This is a genomic window from Streptomyces griseoruber, assembly GCF_001514205.1.
Classification (GTDB): domain Bacteria; phylum Actinomycetota; class Actinomycetes; order Streptomycetales; family Streptomycetaceae; genus Streptomyces; species Streptomyces griseoruber.
The window spans coordinates 224,094-239,836 of the sequence record NZ_KQ948767.1; the positions used below are offsets into that span (position 1 = coordinate 224,094).

At 70.0% G+C, this 15,743-nt stretch carries 17 protein-coding genes and 1 pseudogene; 10 read left to right on the top strand and 8 right to left on the bottom strand.

The features are described from left to right. Positions 1-73: 73 nt before the first annotated feature. Positions 74-940, bottom strand: coding sequence for an MBL fold metallo-hydrolase (locus tag AQJ64_RS16185; RefSeq protein ID WP_055633141.1), 867 nt, complete (start codon positions 938-940; stop codon positions 74-76). Between the two features lie 440 nt (positions 941-1,380). Beyond that, positions 1,381-2,451: a hypothetical protein gene (locus tag AQJ64_RS16190; protein ID WP_055633142.1), complete on the bottom strand. Its 1,071-nt coding sequence runs from the start codon at positions 2,449-2,451 to the stop codon at positions 1,381-1,383. Positions 2,452-2,683: 232 nt separating this feature from the next. On the opposite strand from AQJ64_RS16190, the gene AQJ64_RS16195 reads away from it, so the two are divergent. From AQJ64_RS16195 to AQJ64_RS16205, 4 genes and pseudogenes are all read left to right on the top strand, one after another. Further along, entirely contained in the window at positions 2,684-2,890 is a 207-nt protein-coding gene (locus AQJ64_RS16195) for a hypothetical protein (protein WP_055633143.1), read from the top strand. Between the two features lie 225 nt (positions 2,891-3,115). Beyond that, positions 3,116-3,784: a hypothetical protein gene (locus tag AQJ64_RS16200; RefSeq protein WP_162252493.1), complete on the top strand. Its 669-nt coding sequence runs from the start codon at positions 3,116-3,118 to the stop codon at positions 3,782-3,784. A 291-nt stretch (positions 3,785-4,075) separates the two neighbouring features. Continuing rightward, positions 4,076-4,182, top strand: a pseudogene (locus AQJ64_RS50795) (extradiol dioxygenase); the annotation flags it as partial. A 2-nt stretch (positions 4,183-4,184) separates the two neighbouring features. Next, positions 4,185-4,406 carry a hypothetical protein gene (locus tag AQJ64_RS16205; RefSeq protein WP_059202735.1) on the top strand — a complete coding sequence of 74 codons (222 nt, stop codon included), beginning with the start codon at positions 4,185-4,187 and terminating at the stop codon, positions 4,404-4,406. A 147-nt stretch (positions 4,407-4,553) separates the two neighbouring features. Here the strand turns inward: AQJ64_RS16205 and AQJ64_RS16210 are convergent, their stop codons facing one another. Continuing rightward, positions 4,554-5,333: a helix-turn-helix domain-containing protein gene (locus AQJ64_RS16210; protein ID WP_206189842.1), complete on the bottom strand. Its 780-nt coding sequence runs from the start codon at positions 5,331-5,333 to the stop codon at positions 4,554-4,556. An 80-nt stretch (positions 5,334-5,413) separates the two neighbouring features. Between AQJ64_RS16210 and AQJ64_RS16215 the strand changes: the two genes are divergently transcribed. The 3 genes from AQJ64_RS16215 to AQJ64_RS16225 all read left to right on the top strand — a co-directional run bounded on the left by AQJ64_RS16215 (position 5,414) and on the right by AQJ64_RS16225 (position 9,275). Continuing rightward, positions 5,414-5,803: a nuclear transport factor 2 family protein gene (locus AQJ64_RS16215; RefSeq protein ID WP_055637344.1), complete on the top strand. Its 390-nt coding sequence runs from the start codon at positions 5,414-5,416 to the stop codon at positions 5,801-5,803. A gap of 1,133 nt (positions 5,804-6,936) precedes the next feature. Beyond that, complete coding sequence (locus AQJ64_RS16220; RefSeq protein ID WP_055637334.1) at positions 6,937-7,731, top strand: hypothetical protein; 795 nt, start codon at positions 6,937-6,939, stop codon at positions 7,729-7,731. Continuing rightward, positions 7,728-9,275, top strand: coding sequence for a serine/threonine-protein kinase (locus tag AQJ64_RS16225; protein WP_055637335.1), 1,548 nt, complete (start codon positions 7,728-7,730; stop codon positions 9,273-9,275). Before AQJ64_RS16220 ends, AQJ64_RS16225 begins: the two co-directional genes overlap by 4 nt. A gap of 27 nt (positions 9,276-9,302) precedes the next feature. Here AQJ64_RS16225 and AQJ64_RS16230 read toward each other — a convergent pair whose 3' ends face one another. The 4 genes from AQJ64_RS16230 to AQJ64_RS16245 all read right to left on the bottom strand — a co-directional run bounded on the left by AQJ64_RS16230 (position 9,303) and on the right by AQJ64_RS16245 (position 12,484). Continuing rightward, complete coding sequence (locus AQJ64_RS16230) at positions 9,303-10,454, bottom strand: serine hydrolase (RefSeq protein WP_055637336.1); 1,152 nt, start codon at positions 10,452-10,454, stop codon at positions 9,303-9,305. After that, a complete protein-coding gene (locus tag AQJ64_RS16235) occupies positions 10,451-10,828 on the bottom strand; it encodes a hypothetical protein (RefSeq protein ID WP_338060010.1) in 378 nt (125 codons plus the stop codon). Before AQJ64_RS16235 ends, AQJ64_RS16230 begins: the two co-directional genes overlap by 4 nt. 44 nt (positions 10,829-10,872) lie before the next feature. After that, positions 10,873-11,349 (bottom strand): hypothetical protein, encoded by a 477-nt coding sequence (locus tag AQJ64_RS16240; RefSeq protein ID WP_055637337.1) that lies wholly within the window; start codon positions 11,347-11,349, stop codon positions 10,873-10,875. Positions 11,350-11,500: 151 nt separating this feature from the next. Beyond that, on the bottom strand, positions 11,501-12,484 hold the full coding sequence (locus AQJ64_RS16245) for an ArsR/SmtB family transcription factor (protein WP_157881109.1): 984 nt from the start codon (positions 12,482-12,484) through the stop codon (positions 11,501-11,503). Positions 12,485-12,717: 233 nt separating this feature from the next. Between AQJ64_RS16245 and AQJ64_RS16250 the strand changes: the two genes are divergently transcribed. From AQJ64_RS16250 to AQJ64_RS16260, 3 genes are read left to right on the top strand one after another with little or no spacing between them, the layout of a single operon-like run. Next, complete coding sequence (locus AQJ64_RS16250; RefSeq protein WP_055637339.1) at positions 12,718-13,116, top strand: SH3 domain-containing protein; 399 nt, start codon at positions 12,718-12,720, stop codon at positions 13,114-13,116. Between the two features lie 29 nt (positions 13,117-13,145). Beyond that, positions 13,146-13,559, top strand: a complete 414-nt coding sequence (locus tag AQJ64_RS16255; RefSeq protein ID WP_055637340.1) for an SH3 domain-containing protein — start codon at positions 13,146-13,148, stop codon at positions 13,557-13,559. Positions 13,560-13,613: 54 nt separating this feature from the next. Then, positions 13,614-14,858, top strand: a complete 1,245-nt coding sequence (locus AQJ64_RS16260; protein ID WP_055637341.1) for a serine hydrolase domain-containing protein — start codon at positions 13,614-13,616, stop codon at positions 14,856-14,858. A 385-nt stretch (positions 14,859-15,243) separates the two neighbouring features. On the opposite strand, the gene AQJ64_RS16265 is transcribed toward AQJ64_RS16260, so the two are convergent. After that, the gene (locus AQJ64_RS16265; RefSeq protein ID WP_055637342.1) at positions 15,244-15,477 is read right to left on the bottom strand and encodes a hypothetical protein; all 234 of its coding nucleotides are present in this window, start codon (positions 15,475-15,477) and stop codon (positions 15,244-15,246) included. Between the last annotated feature and the right edge of the window lie 266 nt (positions 15,478-15,743).

Sequence of the window (15,743 nt, forward strand, 5' to 3'; positions counted from 1 at the left end):
GGCCCGTCACCCAATCGGGTGGCGGGCCGCGCCGTGACGTCCTGACGGCTTGACTCGCGCCGGACGGCCGCGATCACGCCGGGATGAACGGCTCCGTCAGATGCGGCGTCGCCAGGTGCAGCGTGGTGGCGGTTTCGCGGCTGAGCATGCGCTTCCTTGAGTGTCCGGCCGCCTCGGGGTCGTTCTCGTGCGCGTAGGCGAGCTCGGGGTGGAGCAGCTGGAGTGCGTGCACCAGGAGGTCGCCGGTGACGAGTGCCAGCTCGCGCCCGTGAGCGACCAGCACGCTCTGGTGTCCGGGTGTGTGGCCGGGTGTGGCGATCGCGCGTCCGGCGCGCAGCGGCGTGTCCCCGTCGAGGAGCCGGAGTCGGCCGGCCGCTGCGAGCGGGTCGGTGAGGGTCTCGCGAAGCTGCGGGTTGAGGGCGTCGAGGGCGTCGAACTCGGCTCGCTGGAGCAGGTATTCGGCGTTCGGGAAATAGGGGCGGCGGCTGGTCGCACTGCCGGTCGAAGCGTTGCCGTCCACGGCGCCGCCCGCTGAGGGGGCGGCCGCCTCGGTGACGACCGCCCACCCGACGTGGTCGGTGTGCAAATGAGTGAGTACCACGGTGTCGACTTCGGCCGGGTCGATGCCCGCGGCGGCGAGCGACTCGGGGAGCACCCCGGGCACGGGCGCCCATGAGGCGGCCGGGCTGTCCGCCGGACCGATCCCGGCGTCCACGACGGTGAGGCCCTTGTCGCCGCGGATCGCGTACGCGCGGAACTGGAGGCGCCAGCGGCCCTCGCTATCGACCGCGCCCGGGTCGTAGTGGTCGGCCTCGGCCCACTGAGCGGCCGTGGCCTCGGGGAAGGCCTCGGCGCGCGGCGCGAAGAACGGGCCCTCGCCGTCGGCGAGGGCGATGATCTCGGTCGAGCCGATCCGCAGGCGGGGAACGCTGAGGGACATGGCCGCGATCCTGCCATGCCTGTATCCACACCCAACTGCCTTCTCAGAAATGACGAGCGCCGCCACACCGCCGGACGGCGTGAGGCCTGCCGACCGGGAGCCGGTCTGCAGGCTGGCCCCGTCACCGCCTTGAGCGACACCCTGAACATCGCCGCGGCGTCCGCGCGGTCATGACCCTCGACCAGCGCGGCGACCACCCGCATCCGCGACGCTTGCTGCGCCGACGGCGACAAGTGCCGAGCATCCCCCACCAGTTCACTCAGGCCAGGATCATGTGCTACGGCTCAGTAGTTGTCACCGGCACAGCCGGATGACGCGGTGAGCTGGGATCGGCCCAAGCTGTCTGGTTGGCACAGGCGAGGCAAGCGGCTTGTCACACACCCTCACGCGGCAGCACGTGTGTCACCGGCCACGGGAAGGTGTGCAACAGGCTGGACAGTTCATTGGATCAGGTCGGTGTGCGGATGCTCGGGGGAGGTCGGGCAGACGTAGAGCTGCATGTTGTCGGTGCTGCCCACTTCTACCTTGGTCGGCTGAGAGGGGGCCTGGCCGGCGAGGTGACCGGCGGCGTAGGCGGCGGCCCGGTCCTCGTACGGCGCCCAGCCGCGTCGCGCACCACCGTCCCATTCGAAGGAGGCGATGGTGAGCAGTGGGACCATCTGAGCGTCGCAGACGGCGCAGTATCGGCGATACGGGTCGGTGCGGCCCCACGGGGGCCAGCCGCCGACCTTCCAGCCGGGAGCGTCAGCCAGATTGCCGTCATAGAACTCCGCCGGACAGTCCGCGTACGAGCTGTCCACGCCGCAGTCGGCTGCCTGCCATCTGCTCCAGTCTCCCAACGCCAGCCGCATCTCCGGACTCAGATCAAGGCTGTTGGGGTACTCGGTGACTGCTTCTGGGGCGAGCAGACACGGCTCCGGCACATAGCCCGGCCAGTCCGCCTCATACGGTTCTGGCGGTGTGGCGAGGATGTCGACGACCGCGGCGGCGGACCGCCAGAACAGTGCGGTCGACGGCTTGTAATCCGGATCATGGTCGTAGGGGCACCAGAGAACCTGGAGCAGGTCGGCCTGTCCGGGCGGCCGCAACAGCGGTACGTCGCGCAGATACAGTTGGGCCACGGGCAACATGGGGACCGGGCACTCCGCGGGCCACGGAGGGCCGGCGTCGAGTCGCTCCGCGAGCCTCGCGGCGTTCCGTTCCTTGATCGCCTCTTCCTCGGGCGTGGACTCGGGACCGTGGGGATCATGGTGCCGCCGGGCCCGCCTACGCCTGTCGAGCCGCACTTCTGCCGGCGACCGGCGGAACCCACTGTCCAGGTGCGTGCCTTCGCAGTGCGGCCACGGTTCCTCAGCCGGCCACAGCAACGGCCCCCCGACCGAGCTCTCCCTGATCGAAGGTGACCCGGCACGAGGATGCAGCCGAATCGCGGCACGCGCCAACGGAGCGAGCTCCGGAAAGACCGCGGTGACATCGACAGGACGCGGCGGCGTAGTACGTACGAAGACCATGCCGGTGATCCTGCCACCAGCCACCGACAGTCCCCGATCCCCTCAACCGGCGTCGCTGCTCAGCCGGTAAGCCCTGGGACCCCATCCGTTTCGGCCAGGTGCCGCTCGTCGATCGGGCTGATGCTGCGCTACGCCTCGTCGTCACCGGCTTGACCACATCGACGCCCGGCGGAACTCTGCGGGTACAGCCGCCTGCTGGCTCAGGCGGACTTGCTGTTGGGGGGAGCCATCCGTGGAGTTCTTCGCGACCGTCGTGCTCGTTTCGTTGTTGCTCTGGATCGTCTGGTCGTTCGTGTCGGTTCTCCGGGGCGGGAACGGGGGCGAGACCAGGAGCGAGCCGCTGTCCGTGGGGCAGTGGGCCGTCAGGATCGCAGGGCCTCCTGTGCTGGGGCTGATCGCGGCCTCGATAGGTCAGGGCCTGGCGTCCGTGGGCCGCTGAACGCAGCGGCCGGCTACTCGGCGGAAGTCGTTCTGGCGCAATCTCGCCATCGGCGCTCTTCGCCTGAGCCCTGATAGCACCGCCCCACGCATGGGTACTCAAGGAACATGACATCTCCGGAGGGGGCGGTGGTGCGGGGTGAAAGAGACGGTGCTGAGACGGCTGCGCCCGCCTGTGCCGGGAACGCGTCGGGCCGTGCGTCAACGGGAGCGGCTGGAGAGGCGGTTGAGAGGGATCAACCGGCTCACCTGGCGGGGTGTGGGGAAAGTCGTCGGCGGGACCTTCATGTTGGCCTTCGCTCTCGTCGTCCCGCAGGGGCTGTTCGAAAGCATTGACTCCCGGTTCGGCCACCTGGCCGCCGGGCTCTTCGTACTGCCGTTCGTTGTCCTGTCGGTGCCCTTCATGCGGTATCTCCGTCGGCGCGACGGCGTCTACAAACCGAGGGAACTCGCGGGGCTGGACGAGTGGGGGCTGGCGAAGGCGGCAGAACGGATACTGCGGCGGGAGGGCTTCTGGCGCGTCATCTCCGAGACCGTGGAGGGCAGACCCCGGGTGTTCGCCTGGCATCCTGGTCACGAAACGCTTGAGATCGCCGTCCACACGGGCCCTGCTCCGCTGCGGGATACGGCTCCCCTGTGGGATGCGGTGCCGTTCGGCCCCGGACGCACGGCCCGGCTGGTGATCAGTGTCGAGCAGTTCACCGGAAAGGACGCCCGGTGGGCCGCCGATCAAGGGGTGCACCTACTCGACGCCGACTACCTGAAGCGGTGGGCGGCGGAAGACTATCTGCACCGCCTGGTCAGCCTCTGGCCGTCCTCGCCCGCCTCGCGGGAGGTGGTCGGGGGCAGGCCGATATACCCCGCCAACTCCAAAGGCAGACGGGGTCGGCGATGATGCGTCGGCAGCACGGTCTTCCCCTCGGATCGCCTGCAGATCGCCGCGAATCGGATGTCGCGCGACGACGCCGAAGCCTTGCTGGGATTCACCGCAACCAGGGGCACCCGGCGCTCGCGACGCGATGAACGAGTGGCCGTGATCGGCGTCCGTCGCTGGATCTCGTGGTCCCGGGCCGGTTCCTCCCGGACATTGCCGCGAAGCGCGAGGCAGGCGTCGTCGCCCGACGGGACGTCCACGGTGCCCTGGAACCGGACCATGGCGAGGACGGAACGGTGCAGCACCGGGTCGGGCGGCGCGGTCTGCGGCGGAGCGGACGACATGCCGTGGGGACAGCGCGTCGCCCACGTCCTGGACCCCGACGCAACGCGGTGAACCTCACCCAGCCGATCCCGGCCACATGCGGGGGAGCCGCATCCGGCGGCGCGGCGCGTCCACCGAAGCCGCCCGCACGCCCGGCGACACCGACCTCGCCGATCTGTACTACCGCAGCGGCCGACAACATTTCCACCACCGCGTCCTCGGCGACCTCGACCTCGACCACGACGCCCTGGAGATCCCCGCCGGCCCCGGCCCGGCGATCGTCCCCTGCCCCCTCGCCCCCACCTCGCCGCACAGGTGACCGGCCCACTGCGACAACCACAGCTTGTCAGCCCCCCGACATCACACCGGCAAGGTCAGTGAGGGCGTTTTCCGGAGGGTCGCGTGGAGATCCTGCCCTTTCTGGTGGATGGGCTGGAGTGCGGTGTTGCTCCGTACAAGGCGAGGACTAGATTCCGTCGGCCTCCTCGAAGTAGGCGGCGCTCTCCGCGTCCGCCGGGTAGTACGACTCGATCGCGACCTCGTCCAGCGTGATGTCCATCGGGGTACCGAACGTGGTGATGGTCGAGAACAGCCGCAGCTCTCGTCCGTGGAAGCGAAGGATCATCGGGATCACGACATCGGATTCGACCGATCGGCTCGACGCGTCCTCGGAGTTGGGCTCCAGCAGTTCCTCATAGAGCGCAGTGAGCTCGGCGTCGGGAGCAAGGGCGAGCTGACGCGTGATTCGGGAGCGGAACACCGCACGTACGTCGGCCAGGTTGACGACCAGAGGAGCGAACCCGCGCGGGTCCAGTCCCAGCCGCACCAGATTGATCGGCGGCCGTAGCAGGTCGGGATCGACGTCCGCGTAGAATGGCTCGACCGCGCGATTGGTCATCACGATGTTCCACCGGCGGTCAAAGGCCAACGCCGGGTACGGCTCATGCGCGCGGAGCACCCTCGCGACCGCGTCCCGGGCCGCCGACAGCGCGTCGTCATCGAGTGGCCGTTCGGCGTACCGGGGTGCGAAGCCGGCCGCGAGCAACAGCCGGTTGCGATCACGCAACGGCACGTCGAGCTGGGCCGCGAGCCGGAGGACCATGTCGGCGCTCGGGTTGGACTTGCCCGTCTCGACCAGGCTGACGTGACGAGCCGAGACGTCGGCCGCGATCGCGAGATCGAGTTGGCTGAGTCGTCGGCGATGCCGCCACTGCCGTAACAACTCCCCGACGGTATGCACAGGCATCGACAGTACTCATCGGAGAGCCGTACGTCATGAAGTCCGACTTCATCGACAACCGTCACGACCGCGGAAACACTGCGTCCATGACCACGGACAACAAGAACATCGTTCAACGGGCACTGGCGGAACTGATCGAGACGGGCAGCGCCGACGCGCTCGAACCGTTGCTGAGCGATGACTTCGTCCATCACAGGCCGGACTCGACCACCTCGACCAAGGCGGAATGGCTCGCCGCCGTACAGGCAGCGCTCCTTCCGCTCGCCGCTATGCGGGTCGAGGTCCACCACCTGCTGGCCGACGGTGATCACGTCGTGATGCACTCGCGGCGGCAACTCCCCGATGCCGGGCCGGAGATCGCGGTCGTCGATATCTGGCGGATCGACGACGGGTTGATCGCCGAGGGCTGGGAGATCATCGAGCCGGTGGCTCAGGCGGCCGCCAATCTGGTGTGGTGGGAGCCCGCTGAGCGCTGATCGGTCGTATCTCGCCTCCGTCGTCGACGACAAGCGGGTGAGGGTGCGACTCCTGCTCAGCGGGGGCAGGTATCCGCCCAGCTCATGGGTCCCTCCAGGAAAGCCGTGCCCACCGGCAGCGATCAGGACCCACGCGACCGGTCAACCCACCGGCCTGGGCCCTGCCCTCACCAAGGGGGCCGGGTCCTGCAAGCCACGCCTGCCAGGTACGGCATGCCTACCGTTCTCGTGAACATCGGCTTCGGCAGCGGCGGGCCGCTTCCCGAAGCGCCGCACATCTGCTGTCGGGATTCGGGCTCTGGTCCACTTCTTGTGGAGCGGTGACTTTCGGTCACGCCAGCAGGACGTGTCTGCGGAGGAGATGGTGCGAGGCCGACGGTAACGGCATCGAGGTAGGTGGGTGGCACGGGGGCGAAGGAGCGTACCTGCGCGGCGAGCGCTGTCAGTTCGGGGTGGGTGGACAGGACGGCCTTGCGCTGGACTCGCTCTGCCTCGGCCAGAGCATCGGGAAGGGTGGGGAGCCAGCGAGTGACAGCGCGGGCCGACGGCGGGCGAGGGCCGACCGGCTGGGGCGAGTTTCCAGGCGTTCGTGCAGCCTGGTCCGCGACCACGGCGACGAGGTCGAGACCCTCTGCGCGCACGACGCGTGGGAACTGGCCCGCCACCAGGGCGCCCGGTGGGGGCGGCCCCGGGCGGTGTGCGCGATTGCCCTGGAGCCGAGCCGACGGCCGTCACCCACTACTCTGTGTCCCGCTCCGGCAGTGGGGGAGCAGCTGGTGGGACCGGGCGTGCGGCCCTCCGAGGGGAGTGACGGCCGAGGCTAGAGATCTCGTGGTCGTCGCCCCCGTTCCGGTCCTGATCGACCGGCGATTCCAGCGTCGGAGTCGGTCTCGCCCGTCATCCGCCCTGGTGCCGCGGGAGCGGATCAGGCGCCGGGAACCGAGATGATCGGCCGATCGTCCTAGGGGACGTGCCTCGCGTTCTCACCCCTGGAACCGGCCCGCATGCGGTGCCGGGCGTGGGCAACGATGTCACGCGTGCGGCTTTTGACCAGAAGCCGGCGCTCCGTGGCGAACACTCCGCGGCAGCCGGAACCGCCGCGATCCTGGCGACCACATCGGGGGAAAGTCGGTATGGAAACGATCATTGTGCAGCCGCCCGGTCCGTCACGGCCGGGTGATGCCGCCGCGGGCGGGCCCGAGCTGCTGCACATGGGACCGGGCGACGTGGCCGACTTCGGGCGCGGGCTGCCCGGCGGCCGGGAAGTCTCCATCGTGCTGCCCGACCCCGGGATCTCCCGGCGGGCGGGGCGGCTGGAGGCGGCCGAGGACTACTGGCGGCTGTCGAACTTCAGCCGTGACACCGCGTATGCGGTCGAGAACCTGGAGGGTGCCGGCGAGTACATCACCGTCGCGCCCGGTCGGCTCGGAGCGCCGGTGCCCTTCGAGTTCTCCAGAGTCGTGCTGCCCGCGCTGTGCGGGACCGTCGACTTCAAGGTGTTCGCCCCGCAGCACGCCTATCTGGACGAGCGGTCCTCGCCCGGCGCCGGGGAGTCGACCGTGCACCCCTACGCACTCGATACGACGGCGAAGTACTTCCTGGTGCTGGTGGCCCTGTGCGAGCCGCGGCTGCGCGACCCCTCGGACAGCGCACTGCCGGGCGCCGGGGACATCGCGGAGCGGCTTGGCCCGCTGGAGAGCTGTCGTGGTCTGACCCGCTCCGCGGTGAACTACCACATCGACTACCTGGCCTTTGCCAAGCTGCGCCTGGACCTCGGCGACGAGCCCGGAGCGGACGGCAACGGCCGCACCGGCGCCAAGCGCGCCCGGCTGGCCTCCCTCGCCCTGCGCTTCGGCCTGGTGCGCGAGGAGCATCTCGCCCTGTTACCGTCCCGCAGGCGGCCCGTCCCACAGGGGAGCGGCACGTGACCTCGTCGGGCGCCGAGGAGGGCGCCCTCGAAACGCCGCGTCTGCCGGCGGGTTTCCGCATCGAGGGCTGGGAGTTGGATGCCGTCATCGGGTCGGGCGGTTGGGGAACCGTGTACGAGGCTCGCGCGGTGGCCGACGGCGCGATCGCGGCGGTGAAGGTGCTGCCGACGGGCGCCTTGGCACCCGGCCAGCGTGCCGCGCTCGGCGAACTGGTCGCGCGCGAGGTGCGGTTCAGCGCCGAGGCGGACCACCCCCACCTGGTGCGGACTCGTGCCGTGTGCACCGTGGACGCGCCGGACCTGCCCGCGCTGGACGGTGCGATCGCGCTCGTCATGGACCGGGCCGAGGCCAGTCTGCGTCAGGTGCTGGACGCTGCCGGGCTGGGCGTCCCGATCCCGGACGCCGAGCGGGTCCTGCGCGGCGTCGCCGCCGGGCTTGCCCATATGCACGGCGCCGGCTGGGTGCACGGCGACCTCAAACCCGCCAACGTGCTGCTGGGCGCGGACGGCGCGGTCTGGCTCGCCGATTTCGGCCTGGCCACCGAACTCGAGGGCACCCACGCCTATGTGCCGCCGCTCGGCACGCTCGACCATGTGCCGCCCGAGTGGTGGTCCCAGCGCACCGGAGCCGGCGGGACGGTGACGCGGCCGACCGCCGACATCTGGGCCTTCGGCGTCCTGGCCCACCAGGTGCTCACCGGTGGCCTCCACCCGTTCCCCGGCGCCACCGCCCGCGCCCGCTCGCTCGCCGCCCAGGCCTACGCCCGCGGTACCGCGCCCCTGCGTCTGGACGCCGGACTCGACGAGAACTGGCGCCGACTCATCGGCGACTGTCTGGCACCCGACCACGCGGGTCGCCTGCGCCACACCGCCGCGAGCCTCAGCGCCCGGATCGAGCAACTGGCACGCCCTCGTGGCCGGCGCCGCCTGCTGCCGGTCGCCGCTGTGGCGCTCGCCGCAGTGTCGGCCGCCGCCATCGGCGGGGCCGCGCTGGTCGGGGGCGGCGGAGGCGGGGGTGACGATGATGACGACCAGGGGCGCGGCGCACCGGCCGTCGTCACCGGCGCGTACAGCGGGGCGGCCGAGGAGATCCCGGAGGATTCCGACGTACCCGAAGCACTGCGCCCGGTCATCGTGAAGGCCGCCCACCGCTGCACCGACGCGGAGGTCACACCCGCGCTGCTCGCCGCCATGCTCAAGGCGGAGAGCGGTTTCGACGTCAACGCGGCCCGCCCGGCGAGCGAGGAGTACGGCATCGCCATGTGGACGCCGTCGGTGTTTCGGGCCTGGGCGGTCGACGGTGACGGCGACGGGGACAAGGACTACCGGTCGCCGCCGGACGCGATCTCCACGATGGCGGTCTATGTGTGCTGGCTGGACCAGCAGTTCAAGAAGGCCGACATGCCCGCCGAGGATCTTCCCGCGCTGATCGCGGCCGGCTACCGCACGAGCGACCGCACCGTCATCGTGGAGGGCGGCGTCCCCGCACGCGTGCGACCGCACGTCGACAAGGTGCTCCGCTTCCTCGCCGCCTACGAGCGGTGAGGAGGCGGAGCTGTCGTTCAAGGCTGTTCAGCAGTCCTTGACGTCCGGAATCCTGTTGTCGGGCGAGTTGATGTAGATGCTGGAGATCCAGCCGTCGTACTGGGGGAGGTACGCCCACCAGTCGTTGGTGTAGGGCGGTACGTGAACCTCCTCGCCCCTCGCCTGGCAGCCCACCAACACTTCGACGCCCGAGGGGAGTTGGGTGAGGGGTGCGTTGCCCGTGGAGGGGTTGGGGCGGACGTTCACATGGTCGCTCCATGTTCCGTACCACCACCCCGTGGACCGTGTGGCTCCGGGGACGTTCAGGGAGCGGGTGAGCCGGCCGATGTCCGTGTACGCCTTCCCGTACGACGTGCCGACGGGATGCAGCGTGAACACGGCCACGATGGACCGGTCACCGGCGCCCACGGTGCCCGTGCTGTGCAGCGCGGGCCGCGTCAGGTCCACGTCCGCGGCGCCGGCCGGAGCCGGGCTCGCCGCAGGCGTCGCGGTCGCGGTGCGTACCGGGCCGCAGGTGCCCTTCTCGTACGAGGTTCCCGCCCAGCCCTGTTTCACCGCCCACGGCTTCTCGAACGCCCCCGCGAGGCCGAAGTGCTGGTCGAAGCCGTCCGAGGCACAGCGCGTGGACTGACGGAGGTTCCCCATCACGAAGTCGCGCACGGGGCCGGGTGCCGAGTCCAGGAGGTAGCGGTAGATCGTCACCGTGTCGCGGGCGGAGAGCGCGGTGTAGCCCCAGTAGCCCTCCAACCCGGTGGGCGGCACTGCCGTGTCCTTCAGGCCGAGGCGGCTCACCATGCGGGTGATGATCGCCGTACCGCCGTTGTCCGACCAGTAGGTGTTGGCCGCGTTGTCGTTGCTGCTGCGCAGCATCGGCTCCAGCCACGCCCGGTCGGCGGCGGGCACGGTGTAGCCGGGGCCTCGGCCCCACAAGTAGTCCAGCGCCAGCAGCAGCTTGACGACCGAGGCGGACCGGAAACGGGTGCTCGTGTTGAGCTGCTCGGTGAAGGTGCCGGTCTGCCGGTCGAAGACGGCGACCCCGGCGCTGACGCCGGCGGGCACCTCGACGGACGCGGTGGCGGGCTGCACCGGCTGCCGGGCCGGGGCACCGGCGGCGGCCGAGCCCGCCGCGCCGCCGATCAGCAGCAGCGCGGCGGCGGCAGCGAGGAGACGGCGCCTCACTGGTAGTGCTCCCTGAGATGGATCGAGTTGATCGGTGTGAGGTCGACGTACCAGCCTTCCTGCGGGGGGATGGAGTCGTGGCAGTCCGTGTTGATGGACTCGCACAGCTCGGCCAGGGCGCCGTCGTACTGGTTGTTGAAGACCCAGTGGTTGCCGTACTGGTTGTAGATGGGGTGGAACCCGTAGGAGTAGAAGATGTGGCTCGGGTGCGGGTTGTCGACGGGGATCTGGTTCTGCGGGTAGATGCAGACGGCGCCGTAGGGACAGCCGTCCCACGAGCCGCCTTCGGCCTGAGCCTGGGCGGCCCCGGTCAGAACGGCGACGGCGGTGAGGGCGAGCGCGGCGGCGCCGCGCAGGAGTCTGCGCATGGTCATGCCTTTCGTGGTGAACGCTGGGAAGCGGGGCCGGGCGGCGGGCTCTACCACCAGTCGGAGCAGCGGACCACGCCGTCCGATGCGAGCGAGCCGCAGACCCGGAACTGGTACTGCGGGTCGGTGCTGGTGCGCCGGAACGGCGTGGTCAGGCTCTGCCCCGCGGACCGGACGGTGAAAGGTCCGCACTGGAGCCAGGGGGACACGGCGTTGCTGTTGTCCCAGCCGTTGGCACGCCAGTCCATCCACACGTTGTCGCCGGGCCGGGTCCGGCCGCTGATCTTGCCGAAGGCGATCTGCTGGTCGACGTAGACGCCCTTCTCCAGCGTGATGCGGACACTGCCCAGGCTGAAGTCGGCAGGCTTGTCGGTGTCGCCTTCGGCGTTGTCGGGGTGGTCTCGGAAGCCGCGTGCGCCGCCTTCGCAGTCGGAGGCAGCGGCCTGTGCGGGCTGAGCGAGGACGACGCCGGTGGTGACCGCGCACAAGGCGGTGGCCGTGGCGAGGGTGGAGCGGAACAGGCGCATGAAGGCCGTCTCTTCCTGTCTGTGGAGGGTGCCCCGCAGTACAGCCGGGGCCTGGAAGACGACTCGACCTTAGAAAGGGGAGCGGGTCCGGCGGTCCTGACGGATGTCAGGGTGGCGGTCGCGCCAGCGGGTCGGGCTCCGGCCTACGGGCTCACCCCGACAACAAGGTGACGAGTGCCGCACCCGACGCCGTGCGCCGGGCCACCACGCGTTGTCCTCGGCGCTCCCGGGTGAGGAGACCGGCTGCCTCCAGCTGACCGCAGTGGTATGTCACGGTCGCCGGCGTGCAGTTGAGCGCGGAGGCCAGGGAGCCCATGGTGCACGGGCGAACCAGCTCGCGCAGGATCCCCGCCCGCAGGGAGCCCACCACGAGCCTGAGCGGGTCCCTTTCGGCCGTGGCCTGCTGCGCGGTCCACAGAGTGTTCAGGCCGGGCACGGGATAGCCGAACCACACGGCGTCGGAACGGTCGAAACTGAAGACCGAGGCACCGTTGCCCGACACGATGGGCACCAGAACCACGCGGCGGGCACCCCGCTCGAACGTCTCGGGGTGCGGATCCGGCACGTACACCGTCTGCCCGGCAAAGCGGATCTTGGGCCCGAGCCCGGCCAGAACGAGCGGCAGGGCGTTGCTGACGACCGCCACACCCACGCGCTCGGTCTCCCGGGCCAGCAGAGAGCCGGCCCGCGCCCATATCGGCCCGAAGGCCTCCCACACGGCGCCGAGAATGGCCGCGTACGCGTGGATGAAGGCTTTCGGCCGATCGACGACCGACTGCCACTGCCGGGGGACCGTCCCCCCGAAGTCGGTCTCCAGCTCCTGCAGCAGCAGATGGGGCGGGATCTCCGCCAGACGGTCGAGCTGGACCGAGAGGTCGATCTCCCACAGCGGCGCCGTGGGGGTGAGGCAGTCGGGGACCATCGAGTACTCGCGGGCGAACAGCGGCCGCAGCACTGCCTCCGCCCCCTCGGGCACCGCCGAGCGCAGCGCGCGCCGCCAGATGGGGTGCACACCCTGGGAACGGCCGCCCAGCGCATCCGCGACGAGCGACATCAAAGTGACGCCGGGCTGCGCCACCACGGACACCGGCACCGTTTCCAGCGGCCCCAGACACAACTCGGAGAAACGGTCCATGAACACCCCCCGTTGACGTATCACCACCCCTTGGGACGCGCGGGTTTGGGCAAAGGTTTCGAACAACCTGGGCAAAGACGCCGACCAGGACACGTTTTGAAGCTCCTCGAAATGCTGGGTTGTGCTCCTGGCTCTGAACAGACTGAGTCCGACCACGGGGGACGGTGGCGGCTGACCAACCGCGCCTATCGCTGTGCCCCCACGCGGAACACGCAAGAGAAACGGGGCACTGTATGTCTTTCAGACGCCGGGCCGGCACGGGGCTGTTCGCCGTGCTGATGGCCTTCGCCGTCACGCCGACACTCGTCACTCCCGCCGAGGCAGCCGTCCACGACTGCCGTGTGTCGGGGGACCGGGCGGTCTGCGCGTACGTCACGGGAATCGATGCGGGCTCCTGGCTGAACATGCGCACCGGCCCCGGATACGGCTACGCCGACGTGCCGTACGGGCGCCTGAACAACGGGGCCGAAGTGGGCCTGAAGTGCTGGTCCACGGGTGACGGGGCCGCGGACAACCCGCACTCCCGCTACTGGATGTACATCGACACCGGCGTGCGCGCCGGCTGGGTCAACGACTGGTACCTCGACACCGGCGACCCTGCGGTGTGGCAGCAGCGGATCCCGCACTGCTGAAGACCCTGACAACGACGAGGGGAGAACCCATGAACTCCGTCCGCCGGAAGATCCTCGGTCTCGCGACCGTCTTCGCGACCGCCACGATGCTGCTGAGCACGGCCACCTCGGCGAACGCCGCGATCTACCCGTGCCAGATGTCCGATTCCACGATCCCCTGCACCACGGTCACCGGCATCGACCCGGGCTCCTGGCTCCAGGTGCGCACCGGCCCGGGCTACGGGTACGGCCCGATCGCCGACGCGTACAGCCGCCTGTACAACGGCGACCAGGTCGGCATCACCTGCTGGAGGCTGGGGGACGGCGCCTACGACAACCCGAACTACCGCTACTGGATGCGGGTCGAGGTCGGCGGCAGCAACAGCGGCTACGTCAACGACTGGTACCTGAACACCGGCAGCGCGGATGTGTGGAAGCAGCAGATCAGACAGTGTCCTGCCTGACATGGCGGACCGCTCCCGCACCCTGCGCCCTGCCCTTCGACTCAAGGAAATGACGTGACGCTGAACAACCGCCGACGCCTGGCCGCCGGCGCCACCCTGATCGCCGCGCTCGCCGCCGGTGTCACCCCCACCACCAGCGCGTACGCCGCGCCGGCCGTTCCCGGCGCCGTACGCGCCACCACACCCGCCCCCGACATGGAAGGCGTCGTCGCCGCGCTGAACGCCGCCATGGCCGAGGGCGCACCGGGAGCGATGGCCCGGTTCACCAGCCCCGAGGGCGTCCAGGCCCGGACCGTGGGTGTGCGCGACCGGGACTCGGGCGCCGCCATGGACGTCCGCGCACGCTTCCGTATCGGAAGTGTCAGCAAGACCTTCTCCAGCGTGGTGCTGCTCCAACTGGTGCAAGAGGGAGAACTGGAGCTCGACGCGCCGGTGAACCGCTACCTTCCCGGGCTGCTGCCCGACGACCGGATCACGGTGCGGCACCTCCTGTCCCACCGCAGTGGACTCGCGGACTACACCGACGCGATGTTCGAGCACACCGTGCCCGGCTTCGAGGCCGTACGCAATCGCGTCTTCAGCTACCAGGAACTGGTGGACCTGTCGCTGAGCGAGCCCCGCACCACCGAGCCCGGCGTCGCGTACAAGTACTCCAACACGAACTTCGTGGTGGTCGGCATGCTCATCGAGAAGATCACCGGGAAGCCGGTGGTCAAGGAGTACCAGCGCCGCATCATCGGGCCGCTCGGGCTGCGCAACACCTCGTACGTGCACCCCGACGTCCGCATCGCGGGGATGCATGCACACGGCTATCTGCACCCCGACGAGGCGGGCGCGCCGCTGGTGGACTCCACGGAGCAGACGGTCTCCTGGGCACAGTCGGCCGGGGCGGTCATCTCCAGCACGGCGGATCTGAACACCTTCGTGACCGCGCTGATGCGAGGCAGGCTGCTGTCGCCGCGGATGCTGGAGGCGATGACCACCGTCACGCCGACCGACGCCACCAACACCCGTTTCTACGGCCTCGGTCTGCGCCGCTACGACCTGTCCTGCGGTACGCGGGTCTACGGCCACACCGGTACCGTGCAGGGGTACTACACCTACGCCTTCGCGACCGGCGACGGTCGGCGCAGCCTCTCCGCGATGGCCAACACCTCGAACAAGGGGTCTGCCAACACGGCACTCGGCGGCACGCTCGAGGCCGCGTTCTGCGGCAAGAAGCCGGCCGCGACGGCGTCGCCCGCGCGGCCCAGGTCGTCCATGACGCCGGCCGAGTCGGACCTGCCCGAACACCGCTGAGGCCCGGCCGGATTCCCGCCCCTGGACGACGACCACGTCCCTCGGCTCCCGCACAGGGGGGTTGAGGGACGGCGGGCGGATGCCGTGGGCTGGACGCGATCCCCACGACCAAGATCCACTTCCGGGACCGGCCCCGGAAACCTCCTCGGTGGCGGGTGCACTGGAACGACGAGGGTCCGGGAGGATCGCCGCTGATGGAACAGGTACTCGCCTGGCTCGTCACATCGCAGGGGCGGGCGACGGCCGGCACGGTCGACGCCCACCGGCAGGTCGGGGATGCCGAATCGCCAGGCCCCGGGTTGACGTCCTCTTCGCGAACGCTCCGCGACGGCCTCTCCGGGGAACCCCAACCCGCCGCACCCCGTTGAGGGTTGAGACTGGCCGGTCAGTCTTGCGGTCGCAGTCGCTGCCGAGCGGACTCAAGTCGCTGGTCGTAGTCGGAGGCGAACAGCTCAGGGAGTGTCTTATCCAGCGTTCCGGCGATTCGATGGATCGGAGCCCAGACCGCCGGATCATCGACAACGCGACTGAGGTCCGTCATCTGAAGTTTCTCCAGCCAGTGCGACAGCACCAGCGCCTCGTCACCCGTGAGCTTGATTGTGACCTGGCTGTCGTTCATGCGCACCCCTCCGGCTTGGCCCCCGCCCCCGACCTCACGAACCTACTGGCCTCAGACCTTGACCAAAACACACAGAGGTACCCCCCGCCATGGCCGGTGGACAACTGCAGGCTGGGGGTGAGGAGTACGGGGGCGGGGGCGCACGCCGTGTGCTTCGGGGCTCTTCCGGTTTTCTGGGCTCGAGGCTCGGGGCTCGGTGGTCGTCCGGTGGGTGGGTGATGTGGGCGTGCGGAAACAGCGAGGGCGGCGGTTCCCGGGGATCGGGC